The 17,748-nt window shown below is 72.1% G+C and carries 19 protein-coding genes; 7 read left to right on the top strand and 12 right to left on the bottom strand.

All coding sequences use genetic code 11. The annotated features are described in order from the left end of the window. Positions 1 to 8: 8 nt before the first annotated feature. From AB0N07_RS22325 to AB0N07_RS22345, 5 genes are all read right to left on the bottom strand, one after another. Complete coding sequence (locus AB0N07_RS22325) at positions 9 to 440, bottom strand: hypothetical protein (RefSeq protein WP_344398150.1); 432 nt, start codon at positions 438 to 440, stop codon at positions 9 to 11. Positions 441 to 468: 28 nt separating this feature from the next. Continuing rightward, positions 469 to 1,308 (bottom strand): DUF1206 domain-containing protein, encoded by an 840-nt coding sequence (locus tag AB0N07_RS22330; protein ID WP_365837610.1) that lies wholly within the window; start codon positions 1,306 to 1,308, stop codon positions 469 to 471. Between the two features lie 100 nt (positions 1,309 to 1,408). Continuing rightward, positions 1,409 to 1,642, bottom strand: coding sequence for a DUF5133 domain-containing protein (locus AB0N07_RS22335; protein WP_365837612.1), 234 nt, complete (start codon positions 1,640 to 1,642; stop codon positions 1,409 to 1,411). A 26-nt stretch (positions 1,643 to 1,668) separates the two neighbouring features. Next, entirely contained in the window at positions 1,669 to 2,517 is an 849-nt protein-coding gene (locus AB0N07_RS22340) for a SigB/SigF/SigG family RNA polymerase sigma factor (protein WP_365837614.1), read from the bottom strand. 177 nt (positions 2,518 to 2,694) lie between these two features. Next, the gene (locus AB0N07_RS22345) at positions 2,695 to 3,138 is read right to left on the bottom strand and encodes an ATP-binding protein (protein WP_365837616.1); all 444 of its coding nucleotides are present in this window, start codon (positions 3,136 to 3,138) and stop codon (positions 2,695 to 2,697) included. Between the two features lie 259 nt (positions 3,139 to 3,397). Between AB0N07_RS22345 and AB0N07_RS22350 the strand changes: the two genes are divergently transcribed. The 3 genes from AB0N07_RS22350 (at position 3,398) to AB0N07_RS22360 (ending at position 5,909) form a co-directional block, all read left to right on the top strand. Then, positions 3,398 to 3,610 carry a hypothetical protein gene (locus AB0N07_RS22350; protein ID WP_365837618.1) on the top strand — a complete coding sequence of 71 codons (213 nt, stop codon included), beginning with the start codon at positions 3,398 to 3,400 and terminating at the stop codon, positions 3,608 to 3,610. Between the two features lie 87 nt (positions 3,611 to 3,697). Then, positions 3,698 to 5,185, top strand: a complete 1,488-nt coding sequence (locus AB0N07_RS22355; RefSeq protein WP_365837620.1) for an ornithine decarboxylase — start codon at positions 3,698 to 3,700, stop codon at positions 5,183 to 5,185. Positions 5,186 to 5,453: 268 nt separating this feature from the next. Continuing rightward, positions 5,454 to 5,909, top strand: coding sequence for a cyclic nucleotide-binding domain-containing protein (locus AB0N07_RS22360; RefSeq protein WP_365837622.1), 456 nt, complete (start codon positions 5,454 to 5,456; stop codon positions 5,907 to 5,909). A 181-nt stretch (positions 5,910 to 6,090) separates the two neighbouring features. On the opposite strand, the gene AB0N07_RS22365 is transcribed toward AB0N07_RS22360, so the two are convergent. Both AB0N07_RS22365 and AB0N07_RS22370 read right to left on the bottom strand, forming a co-directional pair. Next, the gene (locus AB0N07_RS22365) at positions 6,091 to 7,389 is read right to left on the bottom strand and encodes an MFS transporter (RefSeq protein ID WP_365837624.1); all 1,299 of its coding nucleotides are present in this window, start codon (positions 7,387 to 7,389) and stop codon (positions 6,091 to 6,093) included. Between the two features lie 108 nt (positions 7,390 to 7,497). Then, positions 7,498 to 8,112, bottom strand: coding sequence for a LysE/ArgO family amino acid transporter (locus AB0N07_RS22370; RefSeq protein ID WP_365837626.1), 615 nt, complete (start codon positions 8,110 to 8,112; stop codon positions 7,498 to 7,500). Between the two features lie 66 nt (positions 8,113 to 8,178). On the opposite strand from AB0N07_RS22370, the gene AB0N07_RS22375 reads away from it, so the two are divergent. Both AB0N07_RS22375 and AB0N07_RS22380 read left to right on the top strand, forming a co-directional pair. Continuing rightward, on the top strand, positions 8,179 to 9,105 hold the full coding sequence (locus AB0N07_RS22375; RefSeq protein WP_365837628.1) for a LysR family transcriptional regulator ArgP: 927 nt from the start codon (positions 8,179 to 8,181) through the stop codon (positions 9,103 to 9,105). Between the two features lie 32 nt (positions 9,106 to 9,137). Then, positions 9,138 to 9,623 (top strand): helix-turn-helix domain-containing protein, encoded by a 486-nt coding sequence (locus tag AB0N07_RS22380; RefSeq protein ID WP_365837630.1) that lies wholly within the window; start codon positions 9,138 to 9,140, stop codon positions 9,621 to 9,623. Here the strand turns inward: AB0N07_RS22380 and AB0N07_RS22385 are convergent. From AB0N07_RS22385 to AB0N07_RS22395, 3 genes are all read right to left on the bottom strand, one after another. Next, positions 9,581 to 11,260 (bottom strand): MBL fold metallo-hydrolase, encoded by a 1,680-nt coding sequence (locus tag AB0N07_RS22385; RefSeq protein ID WP_365837632.1) that lies wholly within the window; start codon positions 11,258 to 11,260, stop codon positions 9,581 to 9,583. The genes AB0N07_RS22380 and AB0N07_RS22385 overlap by 43 nt on opposite strands. Before the next feature lie 19 nt (positions 11,261 to 11,279). Beyond that, on the bottom strand, positions 11,280 to 12,695 hold the full coding sequence (locus tag AB0N07_RS22390; RefSeq protein ID WP_365837634.1) for a DHA2 family efflux MFS transporter permease subunit: 1,416 nt from the start codon (positions 12,693 to 12,695) through the stop codon (positions 11,280 to 11,282). Positions 12,696 to 12,794: 99 nt separating this feature from the next. Continuing rightward, positions 12,795 to 13,502 (bottom strand): TetR/AcrR family transcriptional regulator, encoded by a 708-nt coding sequence (locus tag AB0N07_RS22395; protein ID WP_365837636.1) that lies wholly within the window; start codon positions 13,500 to 13,502, stop codon positions 12,795 to 12,797. A gap of 110 nt (positions 13,503 to 13,612) precedes the next feature. Between AB0N07_RS22395 and AB0N07_RS22400 the strand changes: the two genes are divergently transcribed. Together AB0N07_RS22400 and AB0N07_RS22405 are read left to right on the top strand one after the other, a co-directional pair. Further along, entirely contained in the window at positions 13,613 to 14,827 is a 1,215-nt protein-coding gene (locus AB0N07_RS22400; protein WP_365837638.1) for a saccharopine dehydrogenase C-terminal domain-containing protein, read from the top strand. Positions 14,828 to 14,937: 110 nt separating this feature from the next. Then, positions 14,938 to 15,195, top strand: coding sequence for a WhiB family transcriptional regulator (locus tag AB0N07_RS22405; protein WP_266964416.1), 258 nt, complete (start codon positions 14,938 to 14,940; stop codon positions 15,193 to 15,195). Positions 15,196 to 15,211: 16 nt separating this feature from the next. On the opposite strand, the gene AB0N07_RS22410 is transcribed toward AB0N07_RS22405, so the two are convergent. Together AB0N07_RS22410 and AB0N07_RS22415 are read right to left on the bottom strand one after the other, a co-directional pair. Next, positions 15,212 to 17,038 carry a HAMP domain-containing sensor histidine kinase gene (locus tag AB0N07_RS22410; protein ID WP_365837640.1) on the bottom strand — a complete coding sequence of 609 codons (1,827 nt, stop codon included), beginning with the start codon at positions 17,036 to 17,038 and terminating at the stop codon, positions 15,212 to 15,214. Beyond that, on the bottom strand, positions 17,035 to 17,733 hold the full coding sequence (locus AB0N07_RS22415) for a response regulator transcription factor (protein WP_365837642.1): 699 nt from the start codon (positions 17,731 to 17,733) through the stop codon (positions 17,035 to 17,037). The genes AB0N07_RS22410 and AB0N07_RS22415 overlap by 4 nt, the downstream gene beginning before the upstream one ends. Between the last annotated feature and the right edge of the window lie 15 nt (positions 17,734 to 17,748).

Here is a 17,748-nt window from a genome sequence, read left to right on the forward strand (position 1 = left end):
CCCCGCCCTCAGAAATCGGTGGGCAGACCGCTCACCTCGGCGATGCCGCGCAGCTCCTCGTCCTGGCGGTGCCGTTCCCGGATGTAGTCGGCGATCTCACCCAGCCGCACCGGGTCCGAGGCGGTGTCCGCATCGGTGATCACTCTGATCGGGCCGGTCCCTTCGAGGTCGATCTCGACGACCTCGTTGTCGAGCCGGCCGGTCACGGCGGCGGCGATGACCAGGGCGGCCTCGTCACGGACCTCCTGGGACAGCCCCTCCCCGTGGTCCTCGCCGAGCGCGAAGTCCACGGAGGGCATGCGCTGTTCCTCGATCGCCCGCAGGACCGGTTCGACCACGCCCAGCAGCTGCCGGAAGTCCTCCGTGTCCATCCGGGTGCGCAGGAGGCCGAGGTAGAGATCGACGGGCCGGTGCTCCGGTGGAAACTCGGATTCACTCATCCAATCCGTGTTCCCCGTGTGGCGCGAGTCAGACCCTGCGCCAGCGAGCCAGCCCGAACGAGAACAACCCGAACAGGGCGAGACCGGCCGCGACGCACGCGAGCAACGACGGACCCATCGGCGTGCGGGCGAACGAGCGCAGGGTGTCGTCGAGCCCCTTGGCCCGCTGCGGGTCGTAGTCGACCGCGGCGCGCACGGCGAAGGTTCCCGCGGCGGCGAACACCAGGCCGCGCGCCGCGCCGCCGGCCACGCCGGTGATGTCCACCAGCCGACGGGCCCAGGGGGTCATCTCACCGAGCTTGAGCTGCTTGCGGTAGTCGCGCCGTACCGCTTGCACGGCGATCCACACGCCCGCCACGACGATGCCGACCCCGGCCGCACCCACGAGCCACTGCCCGGCGGGCAGGTCGAGGACTCTGGCCGTGACGTCGCGGGACTGCGCGTCACTGGATCGGCTGCCACCGCCGCGGGGGCCCGCCGCGAACGTCAGCACCGAGTAGGCGACCATCGAGTAGAACACGCAGCGGACGACCGCGAGCAGCCGCTTTCGTGGCGCACGGCCGTCCCGGCCGACCGAGCCGAAGACGGCCTCCGACAGCCGCCACACCGCCATGCCGACCAGCCCGAGACCGAGCGCCCACAGCAGCACGGTGCCGAACGGCTGCCCGGCCAGCGTGGCGAGGGCGCCCCCGCGGTCCGCCTGCCGGCTGCCGTCGCCGAAGGCGATCTGCAGCGCCAGGACGCCGACCAGCAGATAGATGACTCCGCGGGCGGCGAGCCCCGCCCGGGCGGCGCCCTCGGTCACCGAGCCGCGCGCCGCCCGCTCGGCCCCGAGCCTGCCCGTCCGCGCCATGGCACCGGAGTTCACGGGCACCTCCCGGGCTCCGCAGGGCAGGTGTGCTTCCCGATGACCGGGCCGCGCTCCGCCCGGCCGGCGACCTGGACGTCGACGTTTCCCATGCCTGGTGTCACCGGACCCCGATCTCCGGCGCCTGCGATCTCGGCCGGGCTGTGGCCCCGAGCAGCCGGTGGGCCGCTTCCAGGGCCCGCCCCACGTTGCGTGTGCCGGTCGACACGCACAGGGTGTAGGCCAGGTCCTCGACCCGCGGGCTCGCCCCGCCGCCGCGCTCGGCCTCCTCGGCCAGCGCCGTCTCGTACTCCTCGACAAGCCTGCGCAGGACGGCAGGATGAGGGATCAGCATCGGTCCTCCTGCTCGCTGCGTGCCGCTCAAGCCGCGGCCGCCCGTCCACTGCTGCCCGCCTGACCCAGTGCCTCGGCCCGCACCCGGGCGCAGCTGCGGCTGATGAGGCGGGAGACATGCATCTGGGAGATGCCGAACCGGTCGGCGATCCTGCTCTGTGTCATGTCCTCGAAGTAGCGCAGGTAGAGGATGGCGCGGTCGCGTTCGGGCAGGCGCCGCAGGCCTTCCTTGGCGGCTTCGCGGTCGATGACGACGTCGTACGCGGAGTCCGCAGCGCCGAGGGTGTCGGCGAGGCTGTAGCCGTCCTCGTCGCCGGAGAGTTCGGCGTCCAGCGACAGGGTGCTGAAGCTGTCGAGGGCTTCCAGGCCGGAGTTGACCTCGTCCTCGGTGAGCCCGGTGTGGGCGGCGATGTCGGCGGTGGAGGGTTCGGGGCTGCCCGGGGTCTGGGTCAGCTCGCGGCGCGCCACCCGTACCTTGTTGCGCAGTTCCTGGATGCGGCGGGGCACCCTGAGGGCCCACATCCGGTCCCGGAAGTGCCGCTTGACCTCGCCGGTGATGGTGGGCACGGCGTAGCTCTCGAAGGCTCCCCGCTCGGGGGCGAACCGGTCGATCGCCTTGACCAGGCCGAGTGCCGCGACCTGACGGAGGTCCTCGATGGACTCGCCGCGGTCGCGGAAGCGCCCGGCGATCCGGTGGGCCATGGGCAGCCAGGCCGTGACGAGTTCGTCGCGGACCGCCTCCCGCTCCGGGCCGTCCTCCAGGGTGGCCAGGCGGGCGAAGAGGTCCGCCGTGTCGGGGGCGTCGTCGTGCCGCCGGGTGGGGGCGGTCGTCCGGGCCTGCGTGCCGGAAGTGCTGGTCGACATGTCGATAAGCATGCGGATCCGCTCCTGAACGAGGGGTTTCAGGGACTACCGCGGGGAGGCCGCCGCCCGGACCGACTGGAGGGCCCGGGGCAGCCATGCCGCTCCCGCTGGCGCGCCTCCGGTCCGAAGCACGAACATCCGTATGCCCGGCGATCGCGGGGACAAACGCCGCCCCGTCGTGAACGGCGTTCAGCGGAAGGCGACGACGGCCGTGATGCACTTCCCGCCGGCGGGAAGTTCCGAAACGCGCACGTCACGGGCCAGCCGGCACACGATGGGCCAGCCGTGGCCGCCGACGCGGTGCCGGCGCCGCGGATCCGAGGGCGGCCTGGTGACGGGCAGCCGGTCGCTGCGGTCGCTCACCGAGACGCGCACGCCCGTTCCGAGGACGTCGACGCGGAAGTCCGTGACGCCGCCGCCGTGCAGGATGGCATTGGTCGTCAGCTCGGTGGCGACGAGCAGGGCGTCCCCCAGAGCCTCCTCGTCGCAGTAGGTGTGACCGGCCCTGCAGCGTTCGGTGACTGCCTGCTCGACCGCCCTGCGCGCTTCGGCGGGCTTGCACGAACGCGGCGGCCCGGTCCGCTGCGCGCCCAGTCGCCCGAGGGCGGATTCGGTCCCGTGCTCCTCGCACATCGCCTGGCTCCCTGATCGGTGAAGAACCGGCCTCCTTGTACGGGGGAAGAGAAGCCGGACCCTGCCTCACCCGCGGCCGCCGCAGTCCGGGCCGGCACCAAACACCTCTCGGACACGGCTGTTCCCCCGCCCGTCCGCAGCGATTCGGCTTCCGCTGCGCGAGCACCGCAGGTCTCTTTGTTCGGCTCACCTGAGCGGCCCCCGCCAAACCTCCGGGTGGAAAGTACGTGCCCCGGCCATTGGGGGGTACGCGGATGTCATGACCGATGTCGTGGACTCAGACGAACTGCTGCGGCGCATCCAGCGTGCGCGGGCCTGCGCACAGCAGGAGAAGCACCGGTGGCGGGCGCGGGACGAGGGCCTGCGGGCGGACGAGCCGGAGGCGGCGCGCGAAGCCGCCGTACGGACGCTGGCCTACGAAGCCGTCCTCAGGGTGCTGGACGAGATCCTGACCCCGGGCAAAACCGCCTGACAGGGCCTGCGGACCGGGCGGGCTTTTGCTTGGAAGGCTCGCTGTGCGCCCGATTGGCGGTGCCCGATGGCGGGAACCCGGGTGCGCATGACAGCCGATCACAGCCGAGCGCCCATTCTGGAAGCACTGGCCGAGTACCACCGGCGCGGGCGGTTGGGGTTCACGCCTCCGGGCCACAAGCAGGCTCGCGGCGCCGATCCCGCCGTGCGGGAGGTGCTGGGTGATGCGGTGTTCCTCGGTGACGTGCTGGCATCGGGCGGGCTGGACGACCGGCTCACCCGGGGGCGGGTGCTGGTCCGTGCCGAGGAGCTGATGGCCGATGCCGTGCACGCCGAGCACACCTTCTTCACCACGTGCGGCAGCTCGCTGTCCGTCAAGGCGGCGATGCTGGCGGTCGCGGGACCGCACGAGAAGCTGCTGGTCGGCCGGGACGCCCACAAGTCCGTCGTGTCGGGGTTGATCCTGTCGAGCATCGAGCCCGTCTGGGTCGAGCCGCGCTGGGACGCGCAGCGCCACCTGGCGCATCCGCCGTCCCCGGACGACTTCGAAGCAGCCTTCGAGGCCCATCCCGACGCGAGGGGTGCTCTGGTCACCAGCCCGACGCCGTACGGCAGCTGCGCAGATCTGCAGGCGATCGCGGAGGTCTGCCACCGGCGCCCCGTGCCCCTCGTCGTGGACGAGGCCTGGGGCGCCCATCTGCCGTTCCATCCCGACCTGCCGACGTGGGCGATGGACGCGGGCGCGGACATCTGTGTGACGAGCATCCACAAGATGGGCAGCGGCCTGGAGCAGGGCTCGGTCTTCCACCTCCGCGGCGATCTCGTCCCGCCGGAGCTGCTGAAGATGCGGGCCGACCTGCTGGGCAGCACCAGCCCCTCGGTGCTGATCTACGCCGGACTCGACGGCTGGCGCCGCCAGATGGCCCTGCACGGCGGGGAGTTGATGGGCGGCGCGCTGGACCTCGCGGCCGAGGTCCGTGCCGCCGTCGAGGAGATCGACGGGATGCACGTCAACGACCGGGCGGACTTCTGCGGTCCGGGCCTGGCCGACGACCTCGATCCGCTGCCGGTGATCATCGACATCGGCGGGCTGGAGATCACGGGGTTCAGGGCCGCGGACTGGCTGCGGGAGCAGCGGGCCCTGGACGCCCATCTGGTGGACCACCGCCGGATCGGCGCGCAGATCACCCATGGTGACGACCGGCAGACGACAGGCGAGCTGCTCGCCGCGCTCAAGGATCTGGCCCGCGCCGCGCCGGGACTCGGGCCGGGACCGCGGGTGGACGTGCCGTCGCCGTCCGAGCTGCGCCTGACCCAGGCCGTGCTGCCCCGGGACGCCTTCTTCGGCCCCACGGAGAACGTGCCCACCGAGGCTGCCGCAGGCCGGGTGGCAGCGGAGATGATCACGCCGTACCCGCCCGGGATCCCGGCGCTGCTGCCCGGCGAGCGGCTCACCGAACCCGTTCTGCGGTATCTGCGCACCGGTCTGGAGGCGGGGATGTACCTGCCGGACCCCAGCGATCCGAAGCTCGAGACGATCAGGGTCGTGGCGGCCGGCGCAGAGCCCAAGGAGTGAAACCGGTCACGTGACCCGGTTCCGGGTGAGCAAAACAGCGGCAGATGGTTTACGGTTCATTCATACGTGGTGCCGGAGTCGACCGTACCGTCCTCCGACGCCACCGCTTACGGCCCTGGCTGGCCTCCCCCGTCCAGCCAGGGCTTTTTCATGTCTTGGCGGTTCTCGGCAGGAACTGCTGTCCGCCGAGGTGCTCGGGGCGCCGGCAGCGGCTGAAATGAGCGTAGGGAAAGCACCGGAACCGATCCCCGGCGAGGAGCCCCGCGTCATGACCAAAGCGATTAAACTTCTGACCGCCCTTCCCCCTCCCCAGCGGCAGAGCCTGATGACGCTCGCGCAGGAGGTCTCCTTCCCGGAGGACACCCGGATCTTCGAGGCGGGCGGCAAAGCCGACCGCTTCTGGGTCATCCGCTCGGGCGCCGTCTCGCTCGACCAGCGGGTCAACTCGCTGCACCGGGTGACCGTGGCGAGCCTCGGCTCGGGCGATCTCCTCGGCTGGTCCTGGCTGTTCCCGCCGCACGAGTGGGACTTCGGCGCGGAGGCCTTCAGCCCTGTCCGCGCCTACGAGTTCGACGCAGCGGCGGTGCTGCGGCTGTGCGAGCAGGACACCCGGCTCGGGCTCGCGCTGGTGCGCAGCGTCGCGGAGATCCTCGCGCACCGGCTGGAGATGACCCGGGGCAAGCTCATGGAACAGCACGCGGGCCGCGGACGCAGCGCGCTCTAGGCTCTGCCGTTCGACCCGCGACGCCGAGCTGATCCGAACCACCGGGCCCAGCCCCTTCCGGCAGGTCAGGTCGGCTGTCGGAACGGCATCTTGCAGTCGCGCCGAGCGAGGTCGCGGCTCCCACTCGAACGGAGCCGAGGGTGGCGGAGAGGGCCGGACAGGCCCCGGACCGTCCCCGGGGTCAGATGCGGTAGCGTCGCAGGGCCGGGATCGCGGCGGTCAGGGTCAGCATCACCACGACGACGAGGAGGCCGCCGCCCGCCACCGCCGTGCGCGGGCCGAAGGCCGAGCCCGCGGTGCCGTGCAGGACGTCGGCCAGGCGCGGGCCGCCCGCGACGACGACCGTGAAGACACCCTGCATACGGCCGCGCATCTCGTCGGTGGCGGCCGACAGCAGGATCGCCCCGCGAAAGACCATCGAGACCATGTCGGCGACCCCGGCCAGGGCCAGGAAAGCGGTCGCGACCCACAGGTTGCCGCTCAGCCCGAACCCGGTGATCGCCGCGCCCCAGGCGACGACCGCGCCGATCACCATCCAGCCGTGCCGGCGGGCCCTGGAGAACGTGCCCGAGAACAGTCCCCCGAGCACCGCGCCGATGGGGATCGCCGCGAACAGCAGGCCGAGGGCGAGCCCTTCGCCGTAGGAGCCGTAGGTCTGGGCGGCGAGCTGCGGGAACAGGGCGCGGGGCATGCCGAGGACCATCGCGACGATGTCGGCGAGGAAGGACAGCAGCAGCACCTTGTGCCCGGAGATGTAGCGGAAGCCCTCCGCTATCTCCCGTACGCCCGCGCGTCGCTTCTCCGTGCCCGACAGGGGCGGCAGGGAAGGCAGCCTGTAGACCGCCCACACCGTGAGGCAGAGAGCGAGGGCGTCGATCAGGTACAGCTCGGGCAGGCCGATGACCGGGATCAGGGCGCCCGCGAGCAGCGGTCCGACCACCTGCCCGGTCTGCATGACGGTCGAGCCGAGGGCGTTGGCAGCGGGCAGCTGACCCTCGGGTACCAGTCGGGCTATGGAGGCGTTGCGGGCGGGGGCGTTCAGGCCCCAGAACGCCTGTTGCATCGCGAGCAGCACCATCAGCGCGGCCACGGACTCGAGCCCGGCGAAAGCCTGGAGCCAGAACAGCAGCGAGGTGACGGCGATGCCGCTGTTGGTGATCAGGAGCAGCTTGCGGCGGTCCATGCTGTCGGCGACCGCACCGCCCCACAGCGCGAACACGATCAGCGGCAGCAGCCCGGCGAGGCTCGCCGCGCCGACCCACGCGGAGGAGCCGGTGATGTCGTAGATCTGCTTGGGCACGGCGACCGCGGTGAGCTGGCTGCCGACGGCCGTGACGATCGTCGAGGACCACAGCCGGCGGTAGGCCGGAATGCGCAGCGGCCGGGTGTCCATGGCCCACCGGCGCCAGCCGCGCCGAGGCGGGTCGACCGCGACCGGGTCCGGTGACTGCGGTTCGGTACTGCTCTCGCTGGTGTCCACGGGCTTCCTGGTTGCTCGATGCATCTTTCGGGTCCGGGATCACTATCCCAGTACCGTCCAGGAGTTCGGGACGGGCGATCTCAGCTTGTGGACTTCACACCACGGACTTCACGCCCTCGCAACGAGCATGCCGCCCAGCGCGAGCATCGTTGCGGCGACCAGGCCGTCCAGGATCCGCCAGGCCGCGGGCCTGGCCAGGAAGCGGCCGAGCCCGCGGGCGCCGAAGCCGAGCGCGGCGAACCAGCACAGGCTGGCGAGGGTGGCGCCGAGGCCGAACGTCCAGCGCAGGGGGCCGCGTTGGGCGGCGATCGAGCCGAGCAGGAACACGGTGTCGAGGTAGACGTGCGGGTTGAGCCACGTCAGTGCCAGGCAGGTGAGCACGGCCCGCCTGCGCGAGCCCGTCGTCTCCCCCTCGGTCCGCAGGACGCCGCCCGGCTTCAGCACCCGGCGGGCGGCGAAGGCGCCGTAGCAGAGCAGGAAGGCGCCGCCGATCCAGCCGACCGCGGTGAGCGCCTGCGGGTATGCGACCACCACGGCGCCCACGCCGCCGACGCCGAGTGCGATGAGGACGGCGTCGGACAGGGCGCAGATGCCGACGACGGCGAGGACCGCGTCGCGGCGGATCCCCTGGCGCAGGACGAAGGCGTTCTGGGCACCGATGGCGACGATGAGCGAGAGGCCGGTGCCGAAGCCTGCGGCCGCGGCGGTCAGAGCGTTGGTCATGGCATCGAAGCTACGGAGCCGATCACTGCACGTACAGCTAAAGATTCTTACGTATCATTAGCCACTGTGAAGTCCGAACTGACGGAGCTGCCGCTCGACCAGGTGCGCACGCTGCTGGCCGTGGTCGACGAGGGCACGTTCGACGCGGCGGCCGCGGCGCTGCATGTGACGCCCTCGGCGGTCAGTCAGCGGGTCAAGGCGCTGGAGCAGCGCACCGGCCGGGTGCAGCTGATGCGCACCAAGCCGGTGCGGCCGACCGAGTCGGGCGAGGTCGTCGTGCGGTTCGCCCGTCAGCTGGCGCGTCTGGAGCGTGATGCGCGCGCGGAGCTCGGCATGAGCGGGGCCGGGGAGCCGACCCGGGTCTCGATCGCGGTGAACGCCGACTCGCTGGCCACCTGGCTCCTACCGGCGCTGACACGGGTGCGGCACGAAGCCCGGCTCTGTTTCGAGCTGCGTCGCGAGGACGAGACCCGTACGGCGTCGCTGCTGCGGGAAGGGCTGGTGATGGCGGCCGTGACCTCGTCCGCCGAGCCCGTCGCGGGCTGCAGTGTGCGGGCCCTGGGGCGGATGCGTTATGTGCCGGTGGCCAGTCCGGACTTCGCCCGGGAGTATTTCGGCGGGCCGTTGCGGGAGGCGCTGGCGGTGGCGCCGACGGTCACCTTCGACCGCAGCGACGACCTCCAGGACGCCTTCGTGCGCAGGCTGCGGCGCGACAGGGGCGAGGCGAGTCCCGTGCGGCATTTCGTGCCCACCTCGGAGGGGTTCGCCGAGTCCGTCGCGCTGGGCCTGGGCTGGGGTCTGGTGCCCGAGGTGCAGGCCGAGCCGCTGCTGCGGGCCGGGCGTCTGGTGCACCTCGCGCCGGAGCGGGCCCTCGACGTCCCGTTGTACTGGCAGCAGTGGAAGCTGGACTCCCCGGCGCTCGCGGCGGTCGCCTTGGCGGTGACGGAGGCGGCTGCCGGGACGCTGCGCGGCGGGGCCGTCCCGCGCCACTGACTTGCTTGATGCAATCGACGTAGGATGGGGGCGTGCTTCCTCGTACGTACGAAGGTCAGGTCTGCTCGATCGCCCGGTCGCTCGAAGTGATCGGCGAACGCTGGACGTTGCTGATCGTGCGGGACGCGCTGCGCGGCACGCGGAGGTTCGAGGACTTCCGCGGCAGCCTCGGCATCGCGCACAACGTGCTGTCCGACCGGCTGGGCAAGCTCTGCGAGGCCGGGATTCTCGAGCGGCGGCTCTATCAGACCCGGCCGGAGCGGTACGAGTACGTGGTGACCCCGGCGGGCCTGGACCTGTGGCCGGTGATCATGTCCTTGCTGCTGTGGGGGGACGGGCACCGGGCGCCGCAGGGGCCGCCGCTGGTGGTCCTGCACCGCGGCTGCGGCGGCCGGCTGCGGCCCGGGCTCACCTGCACCGCCTGCGGGAAGCCGCTGGGGCCGTACGACTGCGAGATGGAGCCCGGACCCGGGGCTCAGCCGGCAGGGGCCACCGTCAGTCCCGCGAGCCCCGCGTAGTACGCGAACCTGAACGGGCTGAAGAGCTGGTGCCGTTCGACGAGAGCGTGCAGGATCCGTCGGCGCAGCTCGGCGAGCGGCGTGTCGTCCGGGTGGCTCAGCAGGGCGCAGTCGACGATCCTGAGGGCCGCGGCCGGCTCCCCGCGCGTCAGCAGTTGCTCACCCGCCGCGGCGAACGCCTCGGCCCGGCCGCCGGCCAGCAGGTCCAGCGCGGCGGCCCACTGCGCCCGGCCGACGGGGTCCACCCCGTCCCCGTCCGCCTTCCAGTAGCCGGTCCGCTGGTCGTGGACGCGCTGGACGAAGCCCTCGCGCATGATCAGGTACGGGAGGATCGCGGCCGGATGCCCGCGCAGCACCTCGGGAAGGTGGTCGCGGTCCAGCACGTCGGTCAGCGACCGGCCCGCGACGATGTCGTCCGCGACGACGGCGTGCAGCTCCCGCAGGGCGGCGAGCAGGCCGGGCAGCGCCTCGACGGTGAAGTTCTCGGTCAGCGGCGGGTGGCCGTGGATCAGCAGCCGGGGGCGCAGGTCCCGGACCGTCTGCAGGGCGTCGAACAGCCCCTCTGCCGAGCCTTCGGCGAAGAACGGCGCACCGAGGTAGGGCATGCACATGTCGCCGACGAAGACCACGCCTTCGTCCGGAAGTTGGACGAGCAGGCCGTCGCGGGTCTCGCCTCCGGCGACGGGGATGAGCGTGAACCTTCGGCCGCCGACGGTCAGGGTCTCGGGCTGCTGCACGAGCCGGTCCGGGACGACGTGCGGACGGCGCTCCTGGCCGTCCGGCAGCAGCGCCGGGAAGGGCGGCGGACTCACGGCCTGCAGCGCGAGTTCGTCGGAGAAGGCGGCCTGGGCGACGACCTGGGTTCCTGGGCCGGCGAGTGCCTCCAGGCCGCCGATGTGGTCGAAGTGAGCATGGGTGAGGATCACATGGGTGATCGGTGCCCGAGTGACGTCCCGCAGATCGCGCAGGGCCGCGTCCACGTGCCGGGGGTGACTCGCCGCGTCGATCGCCACGATGCCGTCGTCCGTGCGGACGAACGCGAAGTCGGCGAGGTCGTAGCCCTGGGCGACGTGTACGCCCGGGGCCATTTCGACCAGCCGTGGTGCGGTCATGCGCAGGCCGTCCTCGGCGCTGACCTGGTAGTCCGTGACGAGTGACAGGCCGGGGGCGTGTCCGAGCCGCTCGCGCGCCGCCCGGGCTTCCTCCGTACGGCCCTGGCAGGTGTAGGCACGGGCCAGGGCGGCGTGCACGGAGCGCAGGAACCCGGCCGGGAACCGGTCCCGCACGGCGAGCACGAACTCCAGGTCGGCGATCACCGTGTCGGCCCGGCCCGCGCAGTCCGGCAGGCCCGCGAGGGCGGTTCCCCTGAAGTACTGCGGCAGCCCGAGCCCGCGTTCCGCAGCCGCGTCGAGCCGGGCGATCGCCTTCTCGTCCGGTCCGTCGACGCGAGCCTGGAAGACTCCCGCGAGGCTTTCCGACAGCGCCGATTCGGGACGTTCGGCGCTGAGGGCGGTGAAGTAGTCGTGGCCTTCGCGGAATTGGCGGGCCGCGAGCATCTGCTGGGCGAGCACGGCGGTCACCCGGTCGGGGATGCCGGGCCAGCGCACGGCACGGCGCAGGGCGTCGGTGTCCTTCATGGCCTCTCCTTCTGTGACGTCATGGCGCTTCGTTCAGTGGCGCGGTGCGCCGGCGGGCAGCCGTCTCGGGTTGCGGCCGCGGTGCCCGGATGCGGCCCAGGGCGAGCGAGACGACGGCGGCGAGCCAGCCCGCGCCGGTGATCATGAGCCAGGCGTGGCGGAAGCCGCCGAGGGCCTGGGGTCCGGGTGTGCCGAGGAGGGCGACCAGGGCCGCGACCCCCACGACGGCGCCCAGTTGACGCAGGGCGGACGTCATGCCGATGCCGGTGGTCAGGCTCGGCGACGGCAGTTCCAGCACGGCGGCGCCGCCGAGCGCGGGCAGGGACAGCCCGACTCCGACGCCGGTGATGGTCGCCGCCGGGAAGAGGACCGGCCAGTAGTGCGGTTCGGTCGTGGCGGTCAGAGCCAACAGGAGCGGGCCGGTGCCGAAGAGGAGGGTGCCCGGCACGGCGGCGACGCGCGGTCCGTGGCGGTCCGTGAGCCGGCCCGCCAGTGGCGCCATGAGGGCGGCCATCACGGGTCCCGGTGTGACTGCGGCTCCGGCGCGCAGCACCGGCCAGTCCCAGACGGTGGTCAAGAACAGCACATTGCACAGCAGCGAGGCGAAGAACCCGGCGCCGAAGACGAACGTGCCGAGGGTGGCCACGGTGAAGGACCGGAGGCGGAACAGGCCGAGGTCCGCCACCGGTGTGGCGTGGGCGACGGACCGCAGGACGAACAGCGGCAGCAGTACGGCGGCGGTCCCGAAGGCGGCGAGCACTCCGACCGAACTCCAGCCCCAGTCCGCGCCCTTGACGATGCCCAGTGCGAGGCCGCCCACGGCGCCGACCAGCAACAGCGCGCCGAGGACGTCGGGAACGCCCTCCGCCCGCTCGTCGCGGCTCTCGCGCAGCAGCCGTGCGGCTGCCACGAGCGCGGGCAGGCCGATGACGAGGTTGACGAAGAACACCGCACGCCAGCCCTGCCAGTCCACCAGCAGCCCGCCGAGCGAAGGCCCGACACCGGCGGCCACCGCGCCCGCCGCCGTCGACAGGGCGATCGCGGTGCCGCGCCGCTCGGGCGGGAACTCCGGCAGCGTCAGGCTCAGCGAGGTCGGCAGCACGGTCGCGGCGCCCAGCGCCTGCACGACGCGGGCCGCGACGAGGAACGGCACCGAAGTGGCCAGGCCGCTCGCCACGGACCCGGCCAGGAACAGCAGCAGCCCTGCGAGGAAGAGCCGCCGGCGTCCGTACCGGTCGGCCAGGCGGCCTGCTGGTACGAGGGCGGCGGCGAACACGACGCTGTATCCGTTCAGCACCCACGACAGGTCGGCGAGGGAGTCACGCGGGAACTGCCGCCCGAGGTCGGTGAACGCGATGTTCACGATGGTGACGTCCAGCAGGGCCATGAAGACCACGGCCGAGGTGACGACGAGGACCTTCCAGCGACGCTCCATGTTCCGCCTCCGGCACCGATCAGTCGATTGTTTGATGCAATCGACTCGACCGACTATAGAGACGTGACTTGCATCAAGCAATCGAGTGGGCGGATTACGTCAGGAGCCCAGTGCCGCCAGCTGTGCCGCGGCGCTGTCCAGCAGCATCTCCAGTGCCGTCGGATACGCGCTGTCGACCATGCGGGCCGCCAGCAGGGGCGCCGCCTCGGCGATCCGGGGGTGCGTGGTGCGGGGCAGCCGGGCGTACGTCGAGCGCCACATGTCCTCGTCGGCGCGCAGGGCGGCGCTGGGCAGGGTGAGGGAGGCGGCGTCGAGGGCGGCGAAGGCCAGCGTCTGGTCGATGAAGGCTTGGTAGATGCGCACCGTGTCCGGGAGCGGGAATCCGGCGGTGCGCAGGACGTCCAGCACGGCCTCGTCGGCAGCCAGTTCGTTGGCACGGCCGGTGACCCGGCTGGTGGTCAGCACCGCGGCCTGCGGGTGGGCGAGGTAGGCGGCGTGGATGCGCAGGCCGACCGCGCGCAGGTCGGCGCGCCACTCCCCCGTAGGGCGCCAGCCGTCGAGTGCCTGGCCGATGAGCGCGTCGCCGATGGCGAGGGTGAGCTCGTCCATGCCGCGGAAGTAGCGGTAGAGGGTGCTCGGGTCGGCGTCCAGGGCGAGACCCAGACGGCGGGCGGTGAGGCCCGCGCTGCCGTGTTCGCGCAGCATCCGCAGCGCCGTCTCGACGATCAGCCGCTCCGAGAGCACCGTGCCGCTCTTCGTGGGCCGGCGCCTGCGCCGCTTCTCCTCGGACACCACCGGTTTGGGCATCACAACCTCCTGTGGCCCTTATGCCAACGCCATTGACCTTACGTGATCCGGCGGCGTTTCATCTCCCGCGGGGCCCCTCGTCATCAACCCTCCGGACAAGGAGATCTGTCATGCGTGTCCTGCTCGTGGGCGCCGGCGGTGTCGGCACCGCCATCACCCGGATCGCCGCCCGCCGTTCGTTCTTCGAGGCGATGGTGGTGGCCGATTACGACCCGGCGCGGGCCGAGGCAGCGGTTGCGGCCCTGGACGACGGCCGCTTCGGCGCCGAGCGCGTCGATGCGAGCGACGAGTCGGCCGTGGCGGAGCTGCTGCGCCGGCACAGCTGCGACGTCCTCCTCAACGCCACCGACCCGCGCTTCGTGATGCCGCTGTTCCGCGCGGCGCGCTCCGCCGGCGCCACTTACCTCGACATGGCGATGTCCCTGTCGCACCCTCATCCCGAGCGGCCGTACGCGGAGTGCGGGGTCAGGCTCGGCGACGACCAGTTCGCACAGGCCGAGGAGTGGGGGAAGGCAGGCGCGCTGGCCCTCGTCGGCATGGGCGTGGAGCCGGGCCTGTCGGACGTCTTCGCGCGGTACGCCGCCGATGAACTCTTCGACGGGATCGAGGAGATCGGCGTCCGCGACGGAGCGAACCTCACCGTCGACGGCTACGACTTCGCCCCGTCCTTCAGCATCTGGACCACCATCGAGGAGTGCCTCAACCCGCCGGTGGTCTACGAGGCCGGGCGCGGCTGGTTCACCACCGAGCCGTTCAGCGAGCCGGAGGTCTTCGACTTCCCCGAGGGCATCGGTCCCGTGGAGTGCGTGAACGTGGAGCACGAGGAGGTGCTGCTCGTCCCGCGCTGGGTGGACGCGCGCCGGGTCACCTTCAAGTACGGGCTGGGCCGGGAGTTCATCGAGACGCTGAAGACACTGCACCTGCTGGGCCTGGACCGCACCGCGCCGGTGACCGTGCCGGGCTCCGCCGGACCGGTCTCCGTCTCGCCCCGGGACGTCGTCGCCGCGTGTCTGCCGGACCCGGCGACGCTGGGCGAGCGGATGCAGGGCAAGACCTGTGCGGGCACCTGGGTGCGCGGCGTCAAGGACGGTGCGCCGCGCGAGGTGTACCTGTACCACGTGGTCGACAACCAGTGGTCCATGACGGAGTACGGCAGCCAGGCGGTGGTGTGGCAGACCGCCGTCAATCCCGTGGTCGCGCTCGAACTCCTCGCCACCGGCGCCTGGTCCGGCTCGGGTGTGCTCGGCCCGGAGGCGTTTCCGGCCCGTCCGTTCCTGGATCTGCTGACCGCGTACGGCTCCCCGTGGGGCATGCGCGAGCAATGAGCACAGTATCGGCGTGATTTCCGTCGTTTCACTCACGCATCGACAGGTGACTCGAAACCGAGTAAGCCATTCGCGAGGGCACGTACGACTTCGATCGCAGGTGACATTTCATGGATGACTGGCGAGACCAGGCCGCGTGCCGAAACGAGGACCCCGAGCTGTTCTTCCCGATCGGCACCTCAGGCCCCGCGTTGTTGCAGACCGAGAAGGCAAAGGCGGTGTGCGCCCGCTGCCCGGTCCGGGAGCAGTGCCTTGAATGGGCGCTGGGCCACGGGGAGATCCTGGGCGTGTGGGGCGGCACCGGCGAGACGGAACGGCACGCCATGCAGCGCAGGCGGCGTCGGCGGGCGGCCGCCCGCAACGGTTAGAGCCCGTCCGGGCGCCTCAGCTCTTCGGGGCCGGGGCGCCCGGCAGTCGCAGGGTGAACACGGCGCCGGCGCCCGGTTCGCAGGCGGCGAGGGCCGTTCCGCCGTGTGCGGCGACCAGGTGGCGCACGATCGGCAGGCCGAGGCCGCTGCCGCCGGTGCGGCGGCTGCGGGACTTCTCGGCCCGCCAGAACCGGTCGAAGACATGCGGCAGGTCCTCCGGCGCGATGCCCGTGCCGGTGTCGGTGACGGTGAAGACCACCTCGTCGCCGTCACGGCGGGCGGCCAGGGTGACGGTGCCGTCGGCCGGCGTGTGCCGCAGCGCGTTGGAGACGAGGTTGCCCAGCGCCTGCCGCATGCGCACCGGATCCGCGTCGAGCCACGGGTTGCCGTCCTCCTCGGTGCGTACGGTGACGCCGGCCGCGGCGGCGGCGACGCGGTGGGCGGCGGCCACTTGGTCCAGCAGTTCGTCGGCGCGGACCGGTTCGCGGTGCAGGCGCAGCGTGCCCGCGTCGGCGGCCGCGAGGTCCTGGAGGTCGTCGATGATGCGCTGCAGCACCAGCGCCTCCTCGTGCAGTGAGCCGAGCAGCGCGGGATCCGCGTCGACGACGCCGTCGCGGGTGACCTCCAGCCAGCCGCGGATGTTGGTGAGCGGGCTGCGCAGTTCGTGCGCGATGTCGCTGACCATGGCCTTGCGCTGGGCCTCCAGGCGTGCGCGCCGCTCGGTGAGGTCGTTGAACGCCTCCGCGAGGATGCCGGTCTCGTCCCGCGTGGTCACCGGCACCCGCACATGCCTGTCCGGCGGCTGCTGCGCCGCCTCGGTCAGCGCCCGCAGGGGCCGTACCAGCCGTGTGGCGACGACGGCCGTGACGGCGAGGGTGACGGCCAGGACGAGACCGGCGGCCCCGACGATCTTGGCCTTGTTGGCCGGGGACATGTCGAACCGGGGCGGGGTGGTCTCGTCGCCGCCGAGGTACAGCTCGGCCACGGGGGCGACATACGGGTCGAGTTGGGCGCGCAGGGCGTCGTCGGTGCAGGTCTGCGCCGTCTTCATGGCCTTCGGGTCGCCCGCTTTGGCGAACTTGGCGATGGCGTACCGGCTGACGGGAGCCTTGCCGCTGGGGTTGAGCATCAGGTAGAGCGGGGTGCCGGGGTCCAGGCCGTGCTGCTGGAGGCAGGTGCGGGCGCCGTCGGTCAGGGCGCCGAGTGCCTTCTCCTCCGTGGCGGTGGGGTTGAGCAGTCCGTAGTAGCCGCACTGCTCGGCCACGTAGCCGGAGACCTCGCTGCCATCGGAGTTCACGATCACGGGGCGGCCGCTCGGGCTCTGCTCCACCTTGGCCGCGACGCCGAAACGGTGATAACACGTCTGCATTTTGCCCGCCACCGCGTCCAGCCTGGCGCGCCCCTTCGCCGTGAGCCGGTACGGTCCCACGGCTCGGGGGTCGATCCCGCTCAGCTGTGCGCCGGTCTCGGTGTAGGTGTCGGTGTGCAGGGGGTCGACGGTGGCGGCGGCGCCGAGGGGCAGGGGGGTGCCCTTGCGCGCCGAGTCGGCGATGAGGGTGCGGTCGGCGGTGGTCAGGGCGATGCGCCGGCCCATGGTGGCAGCCAGGGAGCGGACGGTGGCCCCGACGCCCTTCCAGTCGGGGTGCGTTGCCGCATAGCCGCTGAGCTCCGCGAGGATCCGCATGTCGTCGGCGAGGTCCTGGCCCTGTTCCTCACGCAGGGCGCGGGTGGTGGTCTCCACCGCCAGCCAGGCCGTCGCCGCCACCGAGCACACGGCGATCAGTACCGACGCGATCAGCAGCCGCACCAGCAGCCGCTTGCGCAGCGGTATGCGGCGCTTCACGGACGGCCGCCGCTGAGCTTGTAGCCGACCCCGAACACGGTGAGCAGCCGCACCGGCCGGCGCGGGTCGGCCTCGATCTTCCTGCGCAGGTTCATGATGTGGACGTCCACGGCCCGCTCGGTGGAGGCCCGGTCGAAACCGCGGGTGCACTGCAGCAACTGTCGCCGGGTGAAGACCCGTTCGGGCTCCGCCGCCATGGCCAGCAGGATCTGGAACTCGGCCGGTGTGCACTCCACGGGTACGTCGTCGCAGCGCACCTCGTGCCGTTCCGGATCGACGGCGAGCCCGGCCGCCCGTACGACGGGATCCTCCCGCGCGCCGGCCGTCCGGCCGCTGCGCCGCAGCACGGTACGGATGCGGGCCATCAGCTCGCGCGGGCTGTACGGCTTGGTCATGTAGTCGTCGGCGCCCAGTTCCAGGCCGAGCAGGACGTCGTCCTCCTCGGACCGTGCGGTCAGCATCAACACCGGTATGTCCTCCTCACCCCCGCGCAGCACCCGGCACACCCCGAAGCCGTCGACCACGGGCAGCATCAGGTCGAGGACGACGAGGTCGGGTCTGAGCCGGCGGGCGGCGTCCAGGGCGGCCGCGCCGTCATGGACCACCGTGGCCGAGTGGCCCTCCGCCAGCAGGGAGCGGCGTATGAGTTCGGCCTGCATCTCGTCGTCCTCGGCGACCAGCACATGTGCGCACACGCGGCGGATCCTAGG

The organism is Streptomyces sp. NPDC051172 (assembly GCF_040682555.1).
In the GTDB taxonomy this organism is placed as follows: Bacteria; Actinomycetota; Actinomycetes; order Streptomycetales; family Streptomycetaceae; genus Streptomyces.

Coding starts and splice junctions, on each gene's coding strand:
- AB0N07_RS22360 (WP_365837622.1), top strand. CDS start 5,454: ATGACCAAAGCGATTAAACTTCTGACCGCCCTTCCCCCTCCCCAGCGG.
- AB0N07_RS22405 (WP_266964416.1), top strand. CDS start 14,938: ATGGATGACTGGCGAGACCAGGCCGCGTGCCGAAACGAGGACCCCGAG.
- AB0N07_RS22355 (WP_365837620.1), top strand. CDS start 3,698: ATGACAGCCGATCACAGCCGAGCGCCCATTCTGGAAGCACTGGCCGAG.
- AB0N07_RS22400 (WP_365837638.1), top strand. CDS start 13,613: ATGCGTGTCCTGCTCGTGGGCGCCGGCGGTGTCGGCACCGCCATCACC.
- AB0N07_RS22385 (WP_365837632.1), bottom strand. CDS start 11,260: ATGAAGGACACCGACGCCCTGCGCCGTGCCGTGCGCTGGCCCGGCATC.
- AB0N07_RS22335 (WP_365837612.1), bottom strand. CDS start 1,642: ATGCTGATCCCTCATCCTGCCGTCCTGCGCAGGCTTGTCGAGGAGTAC.
- AB0N07_RS22340 (WP_365837614.1), bottom strand. CDS start 2,517: ATGCTTATCGACATGTCGACCAGCACTTCCGGCACGCAGGCCCGGACG.
- AB0N07_RS22370 (WP_365837626.1), bottom strand. CDS start 8,112: ATGACCAACGCTCTGACCGCCGCGGCCGCAGGCTTCGGCACCGGCCTC.
- AB0N07_RS22325 (WP_344398150.1), bottom strand. CDS start 440: ATGAGTGAATCCGAGTTTCCACCGGAGCACCGGCCCGTCGATCTCTAC.
- AB0N07_RS22345 (WP_365837616.1), bottom strand. CDS start 3,138: ATGTGCGAGGAGCACGGGACCGAATCCGCCCTCGGGCGACTGGGCGCG.
- AB0N07_RS22395 (WP_365837636.1), bottom strand. CDS start 13,502: ATGCCCAAACCGGTGGTGTCCGAGGAGAAGCGGCGCAGGCGCCGGCCC.
- AB0N07_RS22350 (WP_365837618.1), top strand. CDS start 3,398: ATGACCGATGTCGTGGACTCAGACGAACTGCTGCGGCGCATCCAGCGT.
- AB0N07_RS22390 (WP_365837634.1), bottom strand. CDS start 12,695: ATGGAGCGTCGCTGGAAGGTCCTCGTCGTCACCTCGGCCGTGGTCTTC.